Genomic DNA, 18479 nt, shown 5'->3' with positions numbered 1-18479 from the left:
TGCGTTGGCAACCTCGTGGGCTGCGCAAGCATGAACCAAGCAAGTGCTTGGTTGTTTGGTAGGGTAGCACCCATGCAGACGCAGTCACAGGCCGAGCTGGGCCTGGTCGGGAAGGTTGTCCTGGTCACCGGTGGTGCACGCGGAGTCGGTGCGGGTATCACGCGGGTGTTGTCGACCCTCGGTGCCCGGCCGGTCATCTGCGGCCGGAGTGCGGACAGTCTCGCCGACGACCTTCGCGAGATCGACTTCGTCTCGTGCGACGTCCGCGACGCCGCGGCCGTCGAGGCGATGATCGACGACATCGTCGACCGCGCCGGACGCATCGACGGGGTGGTCAACAACGCCGGTGGGTCGCCCTTCGCGCTGGCCGCCGACGCATCGGTCCGGTTCGCGAGCAAGATCGTCGACCTCAACCTCCTGGCCCCGCTGGCGGTGGCGAAGGCGGCGAACGCGGTCATGCAGACGCAGCCGGACGGTGGGGCGATCGTCAACGTGTCGAGCGTGAGCGGACACCGGCCGTCGCCCGGGACGTCGGCGTATGGAGCCGCCAAGGCGGGCCTCGACAACCTGATGACTTCGCTCGCCGTCGAATGGGCCCCGAAGGTGAGGGTCAACTCGGTCGTCGCCGGACCCGTGGAGACCGAGCAGTCGCATCTCCACTACGGGGACGACGCCGGAGTCGCTGCCGTGGGCGCCACCATCCCGCTGGGCCGGATGGCAACCCCCGTCGACGTCGGCAACGCCGTTGCCTTCCTGCTGTCACCGCTGGCGGGATACATCAGCGGCTCGACGCTCACCGTGCACGGCGGGGGCGAGAAGCCGGCCTTCCTCGACGCCGCGACCGCCGGCAACGCCGTCTGACCCACCGCACAAGCACAGTCTTCGCAGTTCAGAAAGGAAACACCTTGAGTAGCAAGTTGAATGAGGGCCGCGTCGTCATCGTGACCGGTGCCGGACAGGGCATCGGACGAGCCCACGCGCTCGCGTTCGCCGCCGACGGGGCGAAGGTCGTGGTCAACGACTATGCGGAGGATCTCGCTGCCGGGGTCGTGGACGAGATCGTCGCGGCCGGCGGCGAAGCCGTCGTCTCGGTGGGCGACGTGGCCGACTGGAAGAGTGGCGAGGCCATGGTCGCCACCGCCCTCGACGCCTTCGACCGGCTCGACGTGCTCGTCAACAACGCGGGATTCGTCCGCGACCGCATGCTGGTGTCGCTGTCGGAGGACGAGTGGGATGCCGTCATTCGCGTGCACCTCAAGGGTCACTTCGTCGGCTTGCGTCATGCCGCGGCCCACTGGCGGGCCGAGGCCAAGGCGGGTCGTACGCCGCAGGCGCGGATCATCAACACGAGTTCCGGTGCCGGACTGTACGGTTCGATCGGCCAGGGCAACTATGTCGCGGCCAAGGCGGGTATCGCGGCGCTCACCGTCCAGGCGGCCGCCGAACTGGGGGGCTACGGCGTCACGGTCAATGCGATCGCGCCCGCGGCCCGTACCCAGATGACGATGGGTGCCGGTGACGAGATGGCCGCGCAGATGGCCGCCCCCGCGGACGGCTCGTTCGACGCGATGGATCCGGCGAACATCTCGCCGCTCGTGGTCTGGCTCGGCTCGCCCGAGTCGGCGTCGGTGAGCGGTCGGGTCTTCGAGGTCGAGGGCGGCAAGATCTCGGTGACCGACGGCTGGCAGCGAAGCGTCGAGCGGGACAAGGGGTCTCGCTGGGACGTTGCCGAACTCGGTCCGGTGGTGGAGGAGATCCTGGCGAAGGCACCGGTCCCCATGCCGGTCTACGGCGCGCGGTGACCTCGGCGGACAGAGACCGGCAGCGGGTCGCGGCGGCCCGCGCATATGTCGACGCCCTGGTCAGCCGCGACCCGTCGGCGGTGTCGCTGCATCCCGACTGCACCCGCGTGGAATTCGGTCTGCGGACCGGACGCAACGGCCCCCACATCGCACGAAGCCTGGCGCGGGGTCCGCAGTTCCGGCTGATACACCGGGTCTCGGACTTCACCGCGACGGTCGACGGTCACAGTGTCACCACGCGGTATGTGGTGCATGTCCGCCCCCTGGCCCTGCGACTCGGTGCTCCGGTGTCGGAGACCTTCGTCGTCGACGAGGAGAACCGGATTCGCGCGATCGTCGCGCGGTTCGGGCTACCGCGCCGTCAGCCGGCCTGACCGGTTTCCGCAAACCCACCACAAAAGCAGATACACACCACCCCGAAAGGTGGTGTGTATCTGCATAAGTGGTGGATCTATGCGCCGGGTGCGCGCACGACCATCGGCACCCCGGGGAAGTACGCCGCCATCTCCGAGCGCGACTTGCGCAGGGCTGCGGTGCCGTAGCCGGACTTACGGTACTGCGGGTGGATCCAGATCCGCAGGTCCACCTCGCCGTCCTTCAGTTCGCCGAAGACGAAGCCCACCTTGGATTCTCCCTCGACGGCGACGAGCCACACGGCCTCTTCGGCGTCGACGCGGTCGGTGGCGGCGCTGATCTCGGCGGCGACGTCACCGGCCGGAGCGCCGGAACCGTCGCCGGCGGTGCCGACTTCGTCGGTGCGGGCCGCGAACAGTTCGGCATCGGCCTCGGCGTCGAACGGGCGCAGGTCGAGGGTGTCCCCGCTGCTGGCCGGACGCTCGGCGAGTGTGAAGGTGAGAGCGCTGTTGAGGTCGTCGAGCTCGGCTTGGTTCTTGCGGCGCTCGTCCTTGGTCAGCTGGTTGAGTTTCATGTCCAGGATCGCCTTGGCGCCCAGCTGCGACTTGCCGAGCAGTTCGACGATCGCCGTGACGGCTTCATCGTGATTCTCCGCCTCGACGATGGCGTCGAGAACCTCGTGGCGTCGTTCCAGCGCGGTCAGCAAGGCGTCGGCGATGTCGCGGCGAGTGGTGGCCAGGTCGAGATCAGTCATACTTCGATCGTAGGGCAACCCGCTTGATCCGTGGCGGGAGTCGCGGATGCGTGAGGGTTCCCAAGAGACCGCAACCTAGAACGTGTTCTACGGTCGATAACCGCGATTTTGGTGGACCTTCTTTCCTGAAGCTGTAACACGTCCTAGTCTTGTGGCATGACGAACGAGGGTACGACGACCGCACCGACCGACTTCGATCACCTCCGCGGGGGCACACACATGGGCGACCTGATGGTCGCCGCGCTGCGGCGCCATGCCGATCGCACGGTGTTGTCCCTGGGGGACACCGAGATGACCGGCGGCGAGATGGCCGCCGCGATCAGCCGCTACATCCAGGCGTTCGAGGGCCTGGGCGCGGGCACGGGCACCGCGGTCGGCCTGCTGGCACTGAACCGGCCCGAGGTGCTCTTCGTCATCGGGGCCGGCCAGACGCAGGGGTGGCGACGGACCGCGCTGCACCCGCTCGGCTCGCTCGACGACCACGCCTACGTCCTGTCCGACGCCGGTGTCTCGACACTCATCATCGACCCCGTGCCGATGTTCGTCGAGCGTGCGGCGGCGCTGCTGGAACGTGTGCCCGGACTGAAGCAGGTGCTGACCCTTGGCCCGGTGCCCGAGCGGTTGTCGGCCCAGGCTCGTGACGTCATCGCCGAGGCGGACAACTTCGAGCCGAAACCGCTTGTGGCCGAATACCTGTCGCCCGAACACGTCGTCTCGATCACCTACACCGGCGGCACCACCGGAAAACCCAAGGGCGTCATCGGAACCGCGCGCGCGATGGCGACGATGACCCAGATCCAGCTCGCCGAATGGGAGTGGCCGGAGCATCCCCGGTTCCTGCTCTGTACGCCGCTGTCGCATGCGGGTGCGGCCTTCTTCATACCCACCCTCATGAAGGGTGGGTCGATGGTGGTGCTGTCGAAGTTCGATCCGGCCGAGGTCCTCAAGACCATCGAGGAACAGAAGATCACCGCGACGATGCTCGTGCCGTCCATGCTGTACGCGCTGATGGATCATCCGGATTCGCGGACGCGTGACCTGTCGTCGCTGGAAACGGTGTATTACGGTGCGTCGCCGATCAATCCGGTCCGGCTCGCGGAGGCGATCGAACGATTCGGCCCGATCTTCGCCCAATACTACGGCCAGTCCGAGGCGCCGATGGTGATCAGCTACCTCGCCAAGGGGGACCATCCGGGGCCGGGGGAGGACCAGCGTCGCCTGAGCAGTTGCGGCCGGCCGTCGGCCTTCCTGCGCACCGCACTCCTCGGCCCCGACGACAAGCCCGTCCCGCAGGGCGAGCCGGGTGAGATCTGCGTTGCCGGACCACTTCTCGCCGGCGGATACCTCGGACTCCCGGAGCAGACCGCCGAGACCTTCCGCGACGGATGGCTGCGTACCGGCGATGTCGCACGTGAAGACGAGGACGGATTCTGGTTCATCGTCGACCGCACCAAGGACATGATCGTCACCGGTGGCTTCAACGTGTTCCCGCGCGAGGTCGAGGACGTGGTGGCAGAGCATCCTGCGGTGGGCCAGGTCGGCGTGATCGGTGTGCCCGACGAGAAGTGGGGTGAAGCGGTCACGGCGATCGTCGTGCTTCGTCCCGACGCGGACGCCGACGACGCAGCCAAGGAGCGCATCACCGCCGAGATCCAGCAGACCGTCAAGGATCGCAAGGGTGCCGTGCAGTCACCGAAGCGGGTGATCTTCGCCGACGCACTGCCGTTGACCGCGCTGGGCAAGCCGGACAAGAAGGCACTGCGGGCGCAGTACTGGGCCGACGCGGAGCGCGGGGTCGGCTAGGCGTCCCGCCCCTGGAAACCGCCCCTGGGAACCGCCCCTGGGAACCGCGCTGAGCAGGCGAAATGCCGACATACTGTCGTCGAGCCGCCTGTGGAGGGCGGATTTCGGGGGCGCATTTCAGGGGCGGGCGAGGACCGCTCGCGCCCGGTCGGCCAACGACTCCCGGACCCACTGCGGTTCGAGGACCGCGATGTCGAGGTCGAACATCGCCGCCCACAACGCGCCGGCGGCATGCCGGCGGTCGGCGAACCGGAGTTCGACGCGTCGACGATCTGCGGCGTCACCCCTCGTCCCCGAGGAGAGCGCGATCGCGCGGACCCGATCGACATCGTCGGGGGCGCACTCGACGACGACGTCGACCGGATCGAACGAGGAACGAAAGGCCGTACGACGCCGCTGCCAGATCTCTTCCAGGTCCACGTCTGCGTCGCGCACCGCCGGTTCGTCCAGGATCTCCACCTCGCTCATCCGCGACAACCGGTACATCCGTTCCTCGGTCCGGTCACCCGCACCGTGTGCGACGAGGTACCAGGTGTCACCCGCGATGATCAGCCCGATCGGATCGAGAATCCGCTCCCGTGCCTCGCCCACCCCACGCGGGCGGTACCGGGTGCGGATGCGCCTGCCCGCGAAGACCGCGAACTGCACGGGATCGAGTGCATCGAGATCCTCCGGCGTGCGTACGAAGCCCTCGGGGCGGACCAGAACTCGCTGTGCGGCCCGTACCGCGGAACCCCGGTAGGCCTCGGGCAGTGCCGCGGTCACCTTGCGCATCGCACTGGCGAAGGCCGGCGAATCGAGCCGCCCCGTGCCGGCGAGCAACGCGGTCGCCTCCTCGACGGTCAGTCCGGTGAGGTCGGTGCGATAGCCGGGAACAAGCGAGAAGCCGCCATGCCGGCCGCGCTCGGCATATACCGGGACTCCGGACAGCGACAGCGCCTCGATGTCGCGCAGCACGGTTCGCTCCGACACCCCGAGTTCGACGGCGATCGTCGACGCGGTCACCCGATCGTGCTTCTTGAGCAGCATCAGGACCGCGATGAGGCGTTCGGCGCGCATGCCGAGGATCATCTCGCACAAACATGACAGAAGATGTCAGGTTTCGCGGTTTGACTGGACTCGTCAGACACCGAGGAAAGGAAAGACCATGAACGCACAGACCACACCGCCGGATCCGCGCCCGGTCTTCGCGACCGCCACCACCTGGGTCACCGAACTGCTCTCCGCGGTGACGGCCGACCAGTTCGACGCCCCGACGCCGTGCGACGACTTCGACGTCCGCACTCTCGGGGCCCATCTGCTTGCGACGGCGCAGCGCGCGGCCGCCCTGCCCAAGGGAGTCGACGTGCGGTCGATGCCGTTCATCGCCGACCGTTTCGACGCGCAGGAGTATGCGGCGGTCGTGGCTCGTGCCCTCGAACTCTGGTCCGACGACGCAACGCTCACCGCGCCGGTGCAGGTCCCGTGGGGTGAGGTTCCCGGCGCCGGTGCGTTGTGGGGTTATGTCAACGAAAGTCTGGTGCACGGTTGGGATCTCGCGGTGGCGACCGGACAGCCGTCCGAAGCCGTCCCGGAAGCCGCCGCCGCGACGCTCGCGATCGCGCGTCAGTTCATCCCCGCCGAGATCCGCGAGGACCCGAACGTTCCCTTCGGCGTCGTCGTCGAGCCGCGGGCCGGCGCCGGGCCGACCGAGACGCTGGCCAACTGGTCCGGACGCCGTTCCGCCGCATGGATTCCGGCCGCGACGCGGTGAACCGGTCCGGCTGGCTCAGTTCCGGTAGGAGACGTCGAGCTGTTTGACCCCGTTCAGCCAGCCCGATCGCACACGACGCAGTTCGCCGAGCCGGGCGATGTCGGGCAGGGTGTCGGCGATCGCGTTGAAGATCAGGTTGAGTTCGAGTCGGGCGAGGTTGGCGCCGATGCAGAAGTGGGCGCCGTTGCCGCCGAAGGACAGGTGCGGGTTGGGATCTCGCGTGATGTCGAAGGTGAACGGGTCGTCGAAGACCTCTTCATCGAAGTTCGCGGAGCTGTAGAACAACCCGACGCGCTGGCCGGCTGTGATATCGACGTCGCCGATTCGGGTGTCGGTCAGGGCGGTTCGCTGGAATCCATGGACCGGGGTGGACCACCGCAGGATCTCCTCGATGGCCGTTGCGGGGCGTTCGCGCTTGTAGAGCTCCCACATCTCCGGATGGTCGAGGAAGGCGTTTATCCCGTGCGACGTCGCGTTGCGGGTTGTCTCGTTGCCGGCGGTGATGAGCAGGACGACGAAGAAGCCGAACTCGATCTCGGTCATGCCCTCGCCGTCGATGTCGGCCTCGATGAGGGTGGTGATGAGGTCGTCGGTCGGGTTCTTGCGACGTTCCTCCGCCATCGCATATGCGTAGGCGAGTACCTCGGCGTTCGCGGTCGCCGGGTCGATGGTCTCGTCGGGGTCGTCGTTGTTGATCATCGCGTCGACGAGCACGTGCAGCCGCTCGCGATCGGTCTGCGGGACACCGATGAGGTCGAGGATCGACTGCAGGGGTAGATGCACCGCGATGTCGTCGACGAAATTGCCGCTGCCCTTGGCGGCGGCGGTCTCGACGATCTCGTGAGCCGAGGCCGCGAGTTGGTCCTTGAGCAGTGCTACCGCCCGCGGAGTGAACATGCGCGACACGATCTTTCGCAGTCGAGTGTGCTCCGGCGGGTCGTGGTTGATGAGCAACGCCTTGGTGAGCTCGATCTGGTCCGGGGTGACGAAATCGGGGAGGCGCAGGATCGCGCCGTTCGCGTTCGTGGACCACAACTGGTGATTCTTCGAGATCTCGCGGATGTGCGCGTGCTTGGAGATCACCCAGAAACCACCGTCGGTGAACCCCGATGTACCTACCGGCTGCGCATTCCACCAGACGGGTGCGGTGCGGCGGAGCTCGGCGAACTCCTTGACCGGCATGCCGTGCTGCTGGAGTAGATCGGGATCGGTGAAGTCGAAACCGTCGCGGAACGGATTGACCTTCGTCGGTGTCGTCATCTCGAACCTCCGGGTGGACGAGCACGCATGTACGCGATGTGTGCTACATCACCACACCATACATCATCGGCTCATGCGTATGATCTGCTCGAGACGCGGGCAAACGGACTGGTGACGGTAGGCTCATGAGCTGATGCGCACACATGGTTGGAGCGGTCGGGTACCCGTCAACGACGCCGAGGCGGTCGCGCGCATCCTGGCGGCGACCCGCACGACCATCGACCGGCGTGGCACGGCCACCAGCATCGCCGACGTGGCACGTGAACTCGGGGTCACCCGGCAGACGGTGTACCGCTATTTCTCCGGCACCGAGGAATTGTTGTCGGCGACCGCCCTCGACGCCGTCGAAGGACTGCTCGAACGGGTGATGACACGACTGGCCGGTATCGCCGAACCCGACGCGGCCCTCGTCGAGGGCATCGCCGCCGTACTCGAGGAGCTCGCCGAAGACGACTACGTCGGGCTACTCCTGCGGGCCGACAAGCTGAGCGTGCCGGTGGTCGGCGGATTCACCTCCGACGACGCACGACGATTCGCCCGGACGATGGTCGACCGGCTCGAGGTGAGCTGGGCCGATCACGGCTACGACGATGCCGCGCGGGACTTCATCGCCGAGATCGTCCTGCGCACACTGCAATCCATGGTCCTCGACGCCGAGTCGCACCGGACCGGCGCCGAACTCCGGGCTTTTCTCGACGCCTGGACCGGTGCCGCGGTTCGGGAGCTCGCGCGACAGGGCCCGGTCGTTCCCTGAGGTGCGAGCCGGCGCCTGTACTCGCTCCCTGAGGCGCCATCGACGCACTGCTACAGCCCGCGACGACGCGCGCACGTCACCGCGCGGTGACGTTTGCTTGCGCGTTTCTGCTGGCACAACGCATGTTGTTGCCACACAGCACTAGTCGTAGGTGTCGTCGATCGGGCGGGCCGGTGGGTTGAGCAGGGGCAGCAGTTCCTGCAGCTCGTTGCGATGCATGGCGCTCAGGCGCGACATCAGGTCCCAGCCTGCGGTGGTGATTTGCACGCGGACCCGCCGCGCGTCCTCGGGGTCGCGACTGCGCCGCACCAGGCCACGCTCCTGCGCCCGGTCGACGAGTTCCACCGCGCTGTGGTGACGTACCAGTAGCCGATCTGCGAGTTCCTGGATCGTGGCCCATTCGCGTCCTGGCTCGCCCAGTAGGGCGAGTAGCAGCTGGTACTGCTGCGGGGTGAGGCCATGGGAACGCACGGTTCGTTCGCTGAACCGTAAGTAGCGGCGGATCCCGAAGCGGAACCGAGCTAACTCAACGAAGTCGTCCTTCGACAGCGGAGCCGGCGTGGGATCGGTCACGACATCACCTCCGTTGCACTCCAGTCGGTGTCACACTGCTCCGTCCACCCGACACAAGCGAAACATATCGTGATGCGATACTAATGCTCGAGTTCCACAGTTCACACATCGCAGTGTTCGACGAGGAGGGCCGTGAAGTTGCAGATATCTCCCACCCAGGCATGGCGTGACCTTCGCGAGGGCAACCGCCGTTTTGTCAATGGATCTGTCCGACATCCAGACCAGGGTGCCGACGCGCGGCGACGTCTGGCCCAGGGTCAGAACCCGAAGGTCGTTGTCTTTGGCTGCTCTGACTCCCGGGTGGCCGCCGAGATCATTTTCGACCAGGGCCTCGGCGACATGTTCGTCGTCCGTACCGCCGGCCACGTCCTCGATGCATCGGTCCTGGGATCGATCGAGTTCGCTGTGGGCGTGCTCGATGTGCCCTTGATCATCGTGCTCGGGCATGACAGTTGTGGTGGTGTAGGCGCCACCGTGTCGGCTCTGGACGACCTGTCGCTGCCGGACGGGCACATCCGCGATGTGGTTGAACGCATCACGCCCAGCATTCTGATCGGTCGCAGCGAGGGCCTCACCACCGTCGACGAGTTCGTGGCGCGCCACGTGCAGGAGACCGCGCGCATGCTCACCGAGCGCAGCGGGATCGTCGCTTCGAAGGTGCAGAGCGGAGAGGTCGGAATCCTCGGCCTGACCTACCGACTGGGCGAGGGGCAGGTCAACGTATGCAGCAGTCTCGGCGACCTCGAGGTCGATCCGCCGCGTAGCAGGTCGTGATGAGTGCTGCTGCCCTGACTGCGATCGCGGTGATCTTCGTCTGGCTCGGCATGGTCATCGCGATCTCGTTCATCGAGGCGCCGGTGAAGTTCCGGGCCCCGGGGGTCGATGTTCGGATCGGGCTCGGTATCGGCCGCCTGGTTTTTCGTGCCCTGAACACGGCTGAGGCGGCGCTGGCCGTGGTGTTACTGGTGACCGTGGTCGTCGGGGGCTGGCCGACCGATGCGCTCGTCGCGGCAGTGGTCGCGGTGGTGTTGCTCGTTGCCCAGCTCGCGGGCATCCGACCGGCTCTCACCCGCCGGTCCGATCGAATTCTCGCTGGGCACGATGAACCCCGATCGAAGGCGCACTACGCCTACATTGCGGCCGAGAGCGCCAAGGTGATCGCTCTGCTGGTTGCCGGAATCCTGCTACTCGGCGCGGTCGGTTAGCGGCCGAACGCACCACCGTGCTGCTGTTGGACCGACTCGCACCCCAGCGCTCACGGAGTCGAAGAGGGCGCTAGCGCCCGGATTCGCGCGGTGTGACATCGCCTCCGTCAACTCTCTGATCGCTCTTGCTGGTCGGCCGGTCGAAACCGGACGCAGCAATACTCGGCCATCGGCTCGAGGTTGGCAACAAGCCCGGTGACCTCGAGGCCGTCCAGCACACCGTCGAGGAGGTGGAGGTTCATGCCACACACCAGCTCGGTGTGTTGCTGTGCAAGCCGGTGGAACGGACAGTTGCGCAGCAGGATCTCTCCGGCAGTCAACACGGGCTCGAACCCGTACTTGTCGAGCGTAGACATGAGCGTTGTCTGAGGGCCGCCCGCGACGGAATCGTCGCGGACCGCGTTGCCGAGATCTCGTCCCCACTCGGCGGCCCGCCGTTCGAGTACCGCGCGTGGTGAGTCCCCTGACTCGGCGGCTTCTTCGATGCTTGCGGCAAAGAGTTGGCCGGCGAACTCGTAGCGACGTTGCGGCAGGGACAGATCGATCTGCTGGTTCGATCTTTGGTACAGCTTCGTGGGGCGCCCGGCGCCGGGACCGCTACGCCCGGTCCGGCGTTCGTGCGTCACCGCCAAGAGACCCTCGTCGGCGAGTCGCTCGAGATGAAAGGCGGCGGTGTTGCGGGGGATGTCGAGTGCCTGCGCCGCATCGTCGCGGCTCACCGGCTCGGTTCGTCTGGCGACGTAGTCGTACAACCGTCGTCGGGTCGGTTCATCGAGCGCAGCGACCGCGGAGATCGTGCTCTCCCGGGTATCGGCGTCGTCGGTTGACATTCTAAAACCCATCTCTATTGACGTAACAGTCTCGCCGGTTCTAACGTTAACAAATCCTGTCGATAGAGGAGGGCGTGAAAATGAGCACCAAGACTTCCGAGCATCCGGCGGCCGGACCGGGACTTCGGGGAGACCCGGCTTACCAGGCGTTTCTATTGTTGCGGACGGTGTTTACCGTCGCACCTATCTTGTTCGGGCTGGACAAGTTCTTCAACGTGCTCGTCGACTGGCCGATGTACCTGGCGCCGTGGGTTAACGACATCGTGCCCGGCTCGGGCCAGCAGGCGATGTACGTGGTCGGCGTCGTAGAGATCTTCGCAGGACTCGTCGTGGCGGTGATACCGCGATATGGCGCGCTGCTGGTCGCGGCGTGGCTTGCCGGCATCATCATCAACCTGCTGACCGTCCCCGGCTTCTACGATGTGGCGTTACGAGACTTCGGACTCTTTGTCGGCGCCTTGGCGTTGGCGCGCCTGGCGGTCGCTTACAGCCCGGCGCGGCCGAGGCGTCGAGCATGACACCCGCCGCGAAGCCGGCGCTTGGTCCGTCCGGTGTCGGCGCCCGTCGAGGTATGCGGGTCGTCCACGAGGGCAATGACTTCGACCTCGATGCGGCACAGCAAGCGGTGGCCGATCTGCTGGTGGCGTTGGGACAGGACCCGACATCGGAGCACCTGGTTGATACACCGAAACGGGTGGCGCAGTCGTTCGCCGAGATGCTCTCGCCCCGACAGTTCGACCTGACGACCTTCCCCAACGAGGAGGGATACGACGAACTAGTCGTGGCCAAGTCGATCCCAGTGCAGTCGTTGTGCCAGCATCACCTGCTGCCGTTCCACGGGATCGCGCATGTCGGGTACCTGCCGGGTGACCGTATCCTCGGGCTCTCCAAACTAGCCCGCGTGGTCGAGTTGTTCGCCCGCGACCTGCAGGTGCAGGAACGCCTCACCCAGCAGATAGCCAACTGGGTACAGAATCACCTCGCGCCCAAGGGGGTGGGCGTGGTGATCGAAGCCGAGCACATGTGCATGTCACTACGCGGGGTGCGGGTGAGCGGCTCGCGCACCGTCACCTCCGCTATGCAAGGTCTGTTACGGGAAGATGCCCGATCGCGTCAGGAGTTCTTAGCTCTCGCGGGAGTCGTCTGAGGTCTGAAGACGTGGCGTGGCGCAGGTAGGCCCATACGACTTGGTGAGGCGCGGCCCTCGTCGAGGGTCGCTCCGGCGGCCCCGTGGGCTACCCAAGGTTCCAGCGCAGGCGTGACGCTGGTCGTGACCGTCGCCGTGTGCAGGGCGGAGCATGAGTCCAGGCCCGAGTCGGGAGGTGCCGTCATACAAACCAGCGCAAAACATGGCCGACGTCTCGATCACATCGGTGTGGTTGGATCGAGCGAATGCAGTGGTCGTCGGTCCTCCTTTTCACCGTTCCACCAATCTAGCTAGTCGTGCGGGGCACGGTGATGTTCCTCGTCGTTTTCGTCCTGATGCGGATCGTGGGCCAGCGGGAAGCCGGCGGACTCGGATTCACTGACATCTTGCTGATCGTGCTGGTGTCCGAGGCCGCAGGCGTGGGCTTTCAGACCAGCGAAACCTCGTCGGTTGCTGACGGGGCCGTTCTGGTGGCAGGCGACCGGAGAACCGGTCCCTGTGAGCATCGATGTAATCGACGATCACCGCAGTCGGCGGTCGAACTGCTGGTGTGTCGCGTTCTCTCCGATCAGGCACCAGAGGTGTCGCGCTCCTCAGGCGGCAGCGGCCGGCTCGCAGATCACCACCGGGATCGTCCGGTCCGTCCAGGCGACGTAGGTGTCGAAGTCCGCGTAGACCTTGACCAGCTCCGGCCACAGCTCCGCTCGCTCCGCCTCGGTGGCGGTACGGGCCACGTGGTCGAACTTCTCCTTGCCGAGCTGGATGGTGACGCTCGGGTTGTCGCGCAGATTCAGGTACCACGCAGGATGTTTCGCCGAACCGCCCTGGGAGGCGACGACGACGAACCGGTCACCGCGTCGGAGGTAGACCAGGGGCACCGTTCGGGGCTCGCCCGACTTACGGCCGATGGTGGTCAGCAGGCACACCGGCGCGGGCTTCTTGAGTCCCGCGCCGACGCGCCACGTGCCGCCGATCCGGCCGCCGGTCGCCTTGTACAGCCGGGTGTTCACCCGCGACCCGACCTTGATGAGTGTGCTGACGATCGGCGAATCGAGCTGTGCCGGCTTCTTGTCCGGGTCGAGGAAGGGCATCCGCCTGCTCAGATGCGTTCAAGGATGGTGCCGGTGGCCATCGCGCCACCCGCGCACATCGTGACGAGGGCGGTCTGTCCGTCGCGGCGCTCGAGTTCGTGCAGCGCTGTGGTGATCAGGCGAGACCCGGTGCTGCCCACGGGGTGGCCGAGAGCGATGGCGCCGCCGTTGACGTTGACGCGATCCATGTCGGCGTTGTGGACCTGGGCCCAGCTGAGCACCACCGATGCGAAGGCCTCGTTGATCTCGACGATGTCGATGTCGGACAACGACATTCCCGACTTCGCCAGGACGCGTTCGGTGGCCTGGACCGGGCCGTCGAGGTGGAAGTGCGGTTCCGAGCCGACGAGCGCCTGAGCCTTGATGCGGGCGCGCGGGGTCAGGCCGAGGGCACGGGCCTTCGCCTCGTCCATGATCAGCACGGCCGCGGCGCCGTCGGAGATCTGCGACGACGTGCCCGCCGTATGGATGCCGCCCTCGATGACCGGCTTGAGTGCGGCGAGGGATTCGAGAGTGGTCTCCCGCAGGCCCTGGTCGCGGCTGACGTCGATGATGTTGCCCGTCAGCTCGCCGTCCTTGGTCCGCTCGGGCGCCTTGAACGTGAGCACCTCACGGTCGAAGCGTCCTTCGTCCCAGGCCTGGCGGGCGAGGCGCTGGCTTCGTTCGCCGAGTGCGTCGACGTCGGCACGCGTGATGCCGCGTCGCTTGGCGATCCGCTCCGCTGCCTCGAATTGATTCGGCAGGTCCACATTCCACGAGTCCGCGTGGTACGGGCCGGCATTGGTGCCGACGTTCGCGCCGAGCGGCACGGCGGTCATGGTCTCCACGCCGCAGGCGATGCCGACCTCGATGGCGTCCGACGCGATGAGCCCGGCGATGAGGTGATTGGCCTGCTGGGCGGATCCGCACTGGGCGTCGATCGTCGTGGCGCCGGTGTGCTCGGGGAGTCCGGCCGCAAGCCAGGCCTTGCGGGTGACGTTGCCCGCCTGCGAGCCTGCCTGCGTGACGCAGCCGCCGATGGCCTGCTCGACGAGGGCCGGGTCGATTCCGGCCTTCTCGATGAGACCGCGCTGCATGATGCCCAGCAACTCCTCTGCGTGGAGGCCCGACAACCACCCGGCGCGCTTGCCGATCGGCGTGCGTGCTGCTTCCACGATGACCGGAACGCCCATCTTCACTCCTTCGTTCACCCGGCGGACCTCGTCCGTCGTCTGCGGGTCGACGGCACTTCGACGGAGGTGTCGAGGCCGTGCAATCAAGCTAGAACATGTTCTATGTTTGCGTCCATGGGCAGCATCGGAAGGCCGGTCTGGGCGGGGTCGAAGCACGTTCCGCCGGACTTCGGGTGCGTACCGGGATGCATGGGATGTTACGTCCCCGACGGCCGAACTCCGCAGGTGGGGCGGGTGGGCGAACCAGAAACTAGAACAAGTTCTCATCCAGGGCTGTCGCGTGTGTCACAATGTGGTCTAATGAGATTGAAACAGGTTCTAAATCTCCAGCGAGGTGGTGTGACGTGACCCAGGCCCAGAGTGCCCCGATCGGCAGTGAGCCGACCACGGCGGATTCTGCGCGCACGAGCCCTTCCGACGTAGTCGCGAAGTGTGCGTTCATGGAGCAGGAGGGTTGGGACTTCACCAACCCCGACCTGCTCGAGCAGGGAATCCCGGTGGCGGAGTTCGCGCAGCTCCGTAAGACCGCGCCGGTCTGGTGGAACGCCCAGGCGCCCGGCAAGGGTGGAGGTTTCCACGACGGCGGTTACTGGGTGATCTCGAAGCACGCCCACGTCCGCGAGATCTCCAAGAACAACGATGACTGGGAGACCAACGCCAACGGCGTCATCATGCGTTTCGACGACGAGATGACCGCCGAGCAGATCGAGATCACCAAGGCGCTGCTGATCAACCACGATCCGCCGGAGCACACCCGTCTGCGCAAGCTGGTCTCCAAGCTGTTCACCCCTCGTGCGGTGCATTCGCTGGAGGAGAAGCTCGACGACGCCGCCCGCGAGATCGTCACGCGCGCTTTGCAGAAGGGCAGCGGCAACTTCGTCAAGGATGTCGCCGTGGACCTGCCGCTGCTGGCCATCGCCGACCTCCTCGGTGTCCCGGAGCAGGATCGCGAGAAGCTGTTCGACTGGTCGAACTCGATGATGAACGCCGACGACCCGGACTACAACACCGATCCGCAGCAGGCCAACGCCGAAATCCTCGGCTACGGCTACACGATGGCGGAGGAGAAGCGGCGGAACCCGGGTGACGACATCGTCACCACTCTGGTGAACGCCGACATCGACGGGCAGCACCTCGACGAGACCGAGTTCGGCTTCTTCTTCATCCTGTTGACCGTGGCCGGCAACGAGACCACGCGTAACGCCATCAGCCACGGCATGAACGCCTTCCTGGACAACCCCGACCAGTGGGAACTGTTCAAGAAGGAGCGCCCCGCGACGGCCGTCGACGAGATCGTCCGCTGGGCGACCCCGGTCAACTGCTTCCAGCGGACCGCGAAGCGCGACACTCAGATCGGTGGCATCGACATCAAGAAGGGCGAGCGCGTCGGCATGTTCTACGGCTCGGCCAACTATGACGAGGACGTGTTCGACGATCCGTTCTCGTTCAACATCCTTCGCGACCCGAACCCGCACGTCGGCTTCGGTGGCAATGGTGCGCACTTCTGCATCGGCGCCAACCTGGCGCGCATGGAGATCAACCTGATGTTCAACGCACTGGCCGATCTCGTCCCGGACATCACCAAGGTCGCCGCGCCGCGTCGTCTGCGTCACGGCTGGATCAACGGCGTCAAGGAACTCCGCGTCGACTACGGGACGAAGTGACCGCGACAGACCCGAAGCCGGCCTACCTGGACATCGACCGCGAGAACCATCCCGCGGTCGTGGCGGGTCGTCGTTCACGAGAATTCGTGGAGTCCCGCGACAAGCAGGCGTGGATCGACAACTTCGCGCCGGACGCGATCGTCCAGGATCCGGTCGGTCCCTCGATGTTCGATCCGGAGGGTGTCGGATTCCGGGGGTACGAGCGCATCTCGGAGTTCTGGGACAAGTCGATCGCGACCACCGAGAGCATCGAGTTCCGCTTCGACGAGGAGATCATCTGCGGGAACGAGGTCGCCTACATCGGCAGCATCGTCACCCACATCGCAGGTCACGTCTCCGAGGCGCGGGGTGTGTTCACCTATCACGCCGACGCCGAAGGCCGGCTTTCCGCGCTGAGGGCCTACTGGGAGGTCGAGAAGACGATCAACTCGGTCCGCAAGGCCTGACCGACGCACGACAACCGCCGCGGGCGGGACCGGTGAAGACCTCACCTGTCCCACCCGCGGCGATTTTTCTCGAACCGGCCGTTACGCCCGCAGCATCGCGACGGAAGATGTGTCGAGGAGAAACGACGACACGAAAGGTGTGAGGACTCGGAGTCCGGCGCGATCGACCAGTTCGACGCGGTGTACCGCGAACACGTTGCGGGGGTGTGGCGCTACGTGCGTACGCGCGTGCCCGGAAACGCCGATGCCGATGATGTGACCGCGGAGGTGTTCGCCAAGGCGATCCGCTCCTGGGACGGCTTCGACGATCGGCGCGGCTCGGTCGGCGCGTGGCTCATCGGGATCGCTCGGCATGTCGTCGCCGACTGGTGGGCGCGCAGCGCACGAGAGGTACCCGTGGCCGAGGTGAGTGCCGACACCGATCGACCCGAAGCGGCGTCGGATGATCCGGAGACGGCGATGTTGCGGGCCGCCGACGTCGACGACGTGCGCAGCCGGTTGTGGGTACTCACCCCACGTGAACGCGAGGCGGTCACGCTGCGATTCGCCACCGAGCTGACCTCGGAGGAGATCGGGGCCACTATGGGTATCTCGGCGACCGCCGCCCGGATGCTCGTCTACCGGGGCGTGGCGAAGCTGAGGGAGGTGATGCCACAGTGACGTCGCATGATCCGTACGACCACGATCCGTACGACACCGGTTCGCCCTTCGATCCCGCGGAGGTCGCGGCCGCCGAACGTCTCGACGACGACATCGCCGCGGTCCTGGCCGGCACCGCCCGACCGGGTGCGGTCGACCCCGACCTGGTGTTGGTGGCGAACGCCTTCCGTCGTCAGCCCTCCGCGTCGACCTATGCCGCCGTCGAAGCACGGATCGCCTATTCGAGACCACGAGCGACCGGTCGGTGGCGGTGGTCGATCGCGCAGGTTGCTGCGGCGGTGCTCGGCCTCGTGCTCGTCGTCCACGGGGTGGTCAACATGGTTGCCGGCGAATGGATCTCGACCTCGCTCGGCGAGCCGCACAACCAGCACGCGATGATCGACGGCGGTCTGGCGTTCATGGCGATCGGTGCCGCGATCGCGGTGGCCTCGACGCGACGTCGCTGGTTGCCGGTCGCGGTGATCGTCGGGGTGCCGCTCGGGTTGATCATGGGCGGCCGCGGCGTGCACGAGATCGGGGTCTTCGCCTGGGGAGCGGTCGCGCACGGATCGGTGGGGCTGGCGGCCATTGTGCTGCTCGTCACATACTTGGTCGCATGGCGTTACAGCCGCCGACGCCGACCGGAAGGACGGATATGAGAGCACTACATCGAATCCGAAACTTCATCCGCGCATTCGGGCAGGCGAAACGGCACCGCACCGACCTCATCCGGCACATCGGACGCCGTCCGCTGCTGGCCGGGGCGACGGTCGGGGTGGAGACCGCGATGCTGCTGTCGAACAAGATGGACCCGAAACTCAAAGACCTGGCCGAGCTGAAGGCGGCGGGCATGGTGAGTTGCGAGTTCTGTCTCGACATCGGTTCGGTGCTGGCGACGAGTTCGGGCGTCACCGAACAGCAGATCCGCGACCTCCCGCGGTACCGGGACTCGGCGGCCTACAGCGAGGTCGAGAAACTCGTCATCGCCTACGCCGAGGCGATGACGCTGACTCCGGCGGTGGGCGAGGATCTCGCCGACCTGCGTCGACGCCTCGCCGAACACCTCACCGAGACGCAGATCGTCGAACTGGCGATGACCGTCGCCTGGGAGAACCAGCGGGCTCGTCTCAATCAGTCGTTGGGTGTCCGGCCGACCGGGATGTCCGACGGCGCGGCATGCGCTCTGCCCGAACGGATTGCGTAGCATTCGTGCGCTGATGACGCGCACGAAT

The 18479-nt window shown here is 66.4% G+C and carries 22 protein-coding genes; 15 read left to right on the top strand and 7 right to left on the bottom strand.

What is annotated here, in order from left to right; genetic code table 11:
* The first annotated feature begins 72 nt into the window (after positions 1-72).
* The 3 genes from NWF34_RS02530 to NWF34_RS02520 are packed head-to-tail and all read left to right on the top strand — an operon-like array spanning position 73 to position 2176.
* Complete coding sequence (locus NWF34_RS02530; protein WP_006437737.1) at positions 73-861, top strand: SDR family oxidoreductase; 789 nt, start codon at positions 73-75, stop codon at positions 859-861.
* Positions 862-905: 44 nt separating this feature from the next.
* A complete protein-coding gene (locus NWF34_RS02525) occupies positions 906-1802 on the top strand; it encodes an SDR family oxidoreductase (protein ID WP_258324157.1) in 897 nt (298 codons plus the stop codon).
* Complete coding sequence (locus NWF34_RS02520; RefSeq protein ID WP_024499350.1) at positions 1799-2176, top strand: hypothetical protein; 378 nt, start codon at positions 1799-1801, stop codon at positions 2174-2176. The genes NWF34_RS02525 and NWF34_RS02520 overlap by 4 nt, the downstream gene beginning before the upstream one ends.
* A 77-nt stretch (positions 2177-2253) precedes the next feature.
* On the opposite strand, the gene NWF34_RS02515 is transcribed toward NWF34_RS02520, so the two are convergent.
* On the bottom strand, positions 2254-2910 hold the full coding sequence (locus NWF34_RS02515) for a GNAT family N-acetyltransferase (protein ID WP_024499349.1): 657 nt from the start codon (positions 2908-2910) through the stop codon (positions 2254-2256).
* Positions 2911-3066: 156 nt separating this feature from the next.
* Between NWF34_RS02515 and fadD8 the strand changes: the two genes are divergently transcribed.
* Positions 3067-4713, top strand: coding sequence for a fatty-acid--CoA ligase FadD8 (fadD8, locus tag NWF34_RS02510; protein ID WP_024499348.1), 1647 nt, complete (start codon positions 3067-3069; stop codon positions 4711-4713).
* Between the two features lie 117 nt (positions 4714-4830).
* Here fadD8 and NWF34_RS02505 read toward each other — a convergent pair whose 3' ends face one another.
* Positions 4831-5772, bottom strand: a complete 942-nt coding sequence (locus tag NWF34_RS02505) for a YafY family protein (RefSeq protein ID WP_024499347.1) — start codon at positions 5770-5772, stop codon at positions 4831-4833.
* 88 nt (positions 5773-5860) lie between these two features.
* Between NWF34_RS02505 and NWF34_RS02500 the strand changes: the two genes are divergently transcribed.
* A complete protein-coding gene (locus NWF34_RS02500; protein WP_024499346.1) occupies positions 5861-6466 on the top strand; it encodes a TIGR03086 family metal-binding protein in 606 nt (201 codons plus the stop codon).
* A 15-nt stretch (positions 6467-6481) separates the two neighbouring features.
* Here the strand turns inward: NWF34_RS02500 and NWF34_RS02495 are convergent, their stop codons facing one another.
* Positions 6482-7726 (bottom strand): cytochrome P450, encoded by a 1245-nt coding sequence (locus NWF34_RS02495; protein ID WP_024499345.1) that lies wholly within the window; start codon positions 7724-7726, stop codon positions 6482-6484.
* Positions 7727-7859: 133 nt separating this feature from the next.
* On the opposite strand from NWF34_RS02495, the gene NWF34_RS02490 reads away from it, so the two are divergent.
* Positions 7860-8480: a TetR/AcrR family transcriptional regulator gene (locus NWF34_RS02490; RefSeq protein WP_024499344.1), complete on the top strand. Its 621-nt coding sequence runs from the start codon at positions 7860-7862 to the stop codon at positions 8478-8480.
* A 141-nt stretch (positions 8481-8621) separates the two neighbouring features.
* Here the strand turns inward: NWF34_RS02490 and NWF34_RS02485 are convergent, their stop codons facing one another.
* Positions 8622-9053, bottom strand: a complete 432-nt coding sequence (locus NWF34_RS02485) for a MarR family winged helix-turn-helix transcriptional regulator (RefSeq protein WP_024499343.1) — start codon at positions 9051-9053, stop codon at positions 8622-8624.
* 144 nt (positions 9054-9197) lie between these two features.
* Between NWF34_RS02485 and NWF34_RS02480 the strand changes: the two genes are divergently transcribed.
* Entirely contained in the window at positions 9198-9827 is a 630-nt protein-coding gene (locus NWF34_RS02480) for a carbonic anhydrase (protein ID WP_081712460.1), read from the top strand.
* Positions 9827-10258 carry a hypothetical protein gene (locus NWF34_RS02475; RefSeq protein ID WP_024499341.1) on the top strand — a complete coding sequence of 144 codons (432 nt, stop codon included), beginning with the start codon at positions 9827-9829 and terminating at the stop codon, positions 10256-10258. Before NWF34_RS02480 ends, NWF34_RS02475 begins: the two co-directional genes overlap by 1 nt.
* Before the next feature lie 107 nt (positions 10259-10365).
* On the opposite strand, the gene NWF34_RS02470 is transcribed toward NWF34_RS02475, so the two are convergent.
* Positions 10366-11088 (bottom strand): metalloregulator ArsR/SmtB family transcription factor, encoded by a 723-nt coding sequence (locus NWF34_RS02470; RefSeq protein WP_024499340.1) that lies wholly within the window; start codon positions 11086-11088, stop codon positions 10366-10368.
* An 80-nt stretch (positions 11089-11168) separates the two neighbouring features.
* Between NWF34_RS02470 and NWF34_RS02465 the strand changes: the two genes are divergently transcribed.
* Both NWF34_RS02465 and folE read left to right on the top strand, forming a co-directional pair.
* Positions 11169-11606: a DoxX family membrane protein gene (locus NWF34_RS02465; RefSeq protein ID WP_024499339.1), complete on the top strand. Its 438-nt coding sequence runs from the start codon at positions 11169-11171 to the stop codon at positions 11604-11606.
* A gap of 53 nt (positions 11607-11659) precedes the next feature.
* A complete protein-coding gene (folE, locus tag NWF34_RS02460) occupies positions 11660-12235 on the top strand; it encodes a GTP cyclohydrolase I FolE (protein WP_035760632.1) in 576 nt (191 codons plus the stop codon).
* Positions 12236-12828: 593 nt separating this feature from the next.
* Here folE and NWF34_RS02455 read toward each other — a convergent pair.
* Positions 12829-13326, bottom strand: a complete 498-nt coding sequence (locus NWF34_RS02455) for a nitroreductase family deazaflavin-dependent oxidoreductase (RefSeq protein ID WP_258324156.1) — start codon at positions 13324-13326, stop codon at positions 12829-12831.
* An 8-nt stretch (positions 13327-13334) separates the two neighbouring features.
* The gene (locus NWF34_RS02450; RefSeq protein ID WP_024499336.1) at positions 13335-14498 is read right to left on the bottom strand and encodes a steroid 3-ketoacyl-CoA thiolase; all 1164 of its coding nucleotides are present in this window, start codon (positions 14496-14498) and stop codon (positions 13335-13337) included.
* Between the two features lie 344 nt (positions 14499-14842).
* On the opposite strand from NWF34_RS02450, the gene NWF34_RS02445 reads away from it, so the two are divergent.
* The 5 genes from NWF34_RS02445 (at position 14843) to NWF34_RS02425 (ending at position 18451) form a co-directional block, all read left to right on the top strand.
* Positions 14843-16162, top strand: coding sequence for a cytochrome P450 (locus tag NWF34_RS02445; protein ID WP_309148620.1), 1320 nt, complete (start codon positions 14843-14845; stop codon positions 16160-16162).
* Positions 16159-16608 carry a nuclear transport factor 2 family protein gene (locus NWF34_RS02440; protein ID WP_024499334.1) on the top strand — a complete coding sequence of 150 codons (450 nt, stop codon included), beginning with the start codon at positions 16159-16161 and terminating at the stop codon, positions 16606-16608. Before NWF34_RS02445 ends, NWF34_RS02440 begins: the two co-directional genes overlap by 4 nt.
* 180 nt (positions 16609-16788) lie before the next feature.
* A complete protein-coding gene (locus NWF34_RS02435; protein WP_024499333.1) occupies positions 16789-17268 on the top strand; it encodes an RNA polymerase sigma factor in 480 nt (159 codons plus the stop codon).
* Entirely contained in the window at positions 17265-17906 is a 642-nt protein-coding gene (locus tag NWF34_RS02430; protein ID WP_024499332.1) for a hypothetical protein, read from the top strand. The genes NWF34_RS02435 and NWF34_RS02430 overlap by 4 nt, the downstream gene beginning before the upstream one ends.
* Positions 17903-18451 (top strand): carboxymuconolactone decarboxylase family protein, encoded by a 549-nt coding sequence (locus NWF34_RS02425; RefSeq protein ID WP_024499331.1) that lies wholly within the window; start codon positions 17903-17905, stop codon positions 18449-18451. The genes NWF34_RS02430 and NWF34_RS02425 overlap by 4 nt, the downstream gene beginning before the upstream one ends.
* Positions 18452-18479: the final 28 nt, after the last annotated feature.

This window comes from Gordonia sp. GONU (assembly GCF_024733855.1).
Taxonomy (GTDB): Bacteria; Actinomycetota; Actinomycetes; order Mycobacteriales; family Mycobacteriaceae; genus Gordonia; species Gordonia amicalis.
This window is presented reverse-complemented; position numbering and strand designations above follow the sequence as displayed.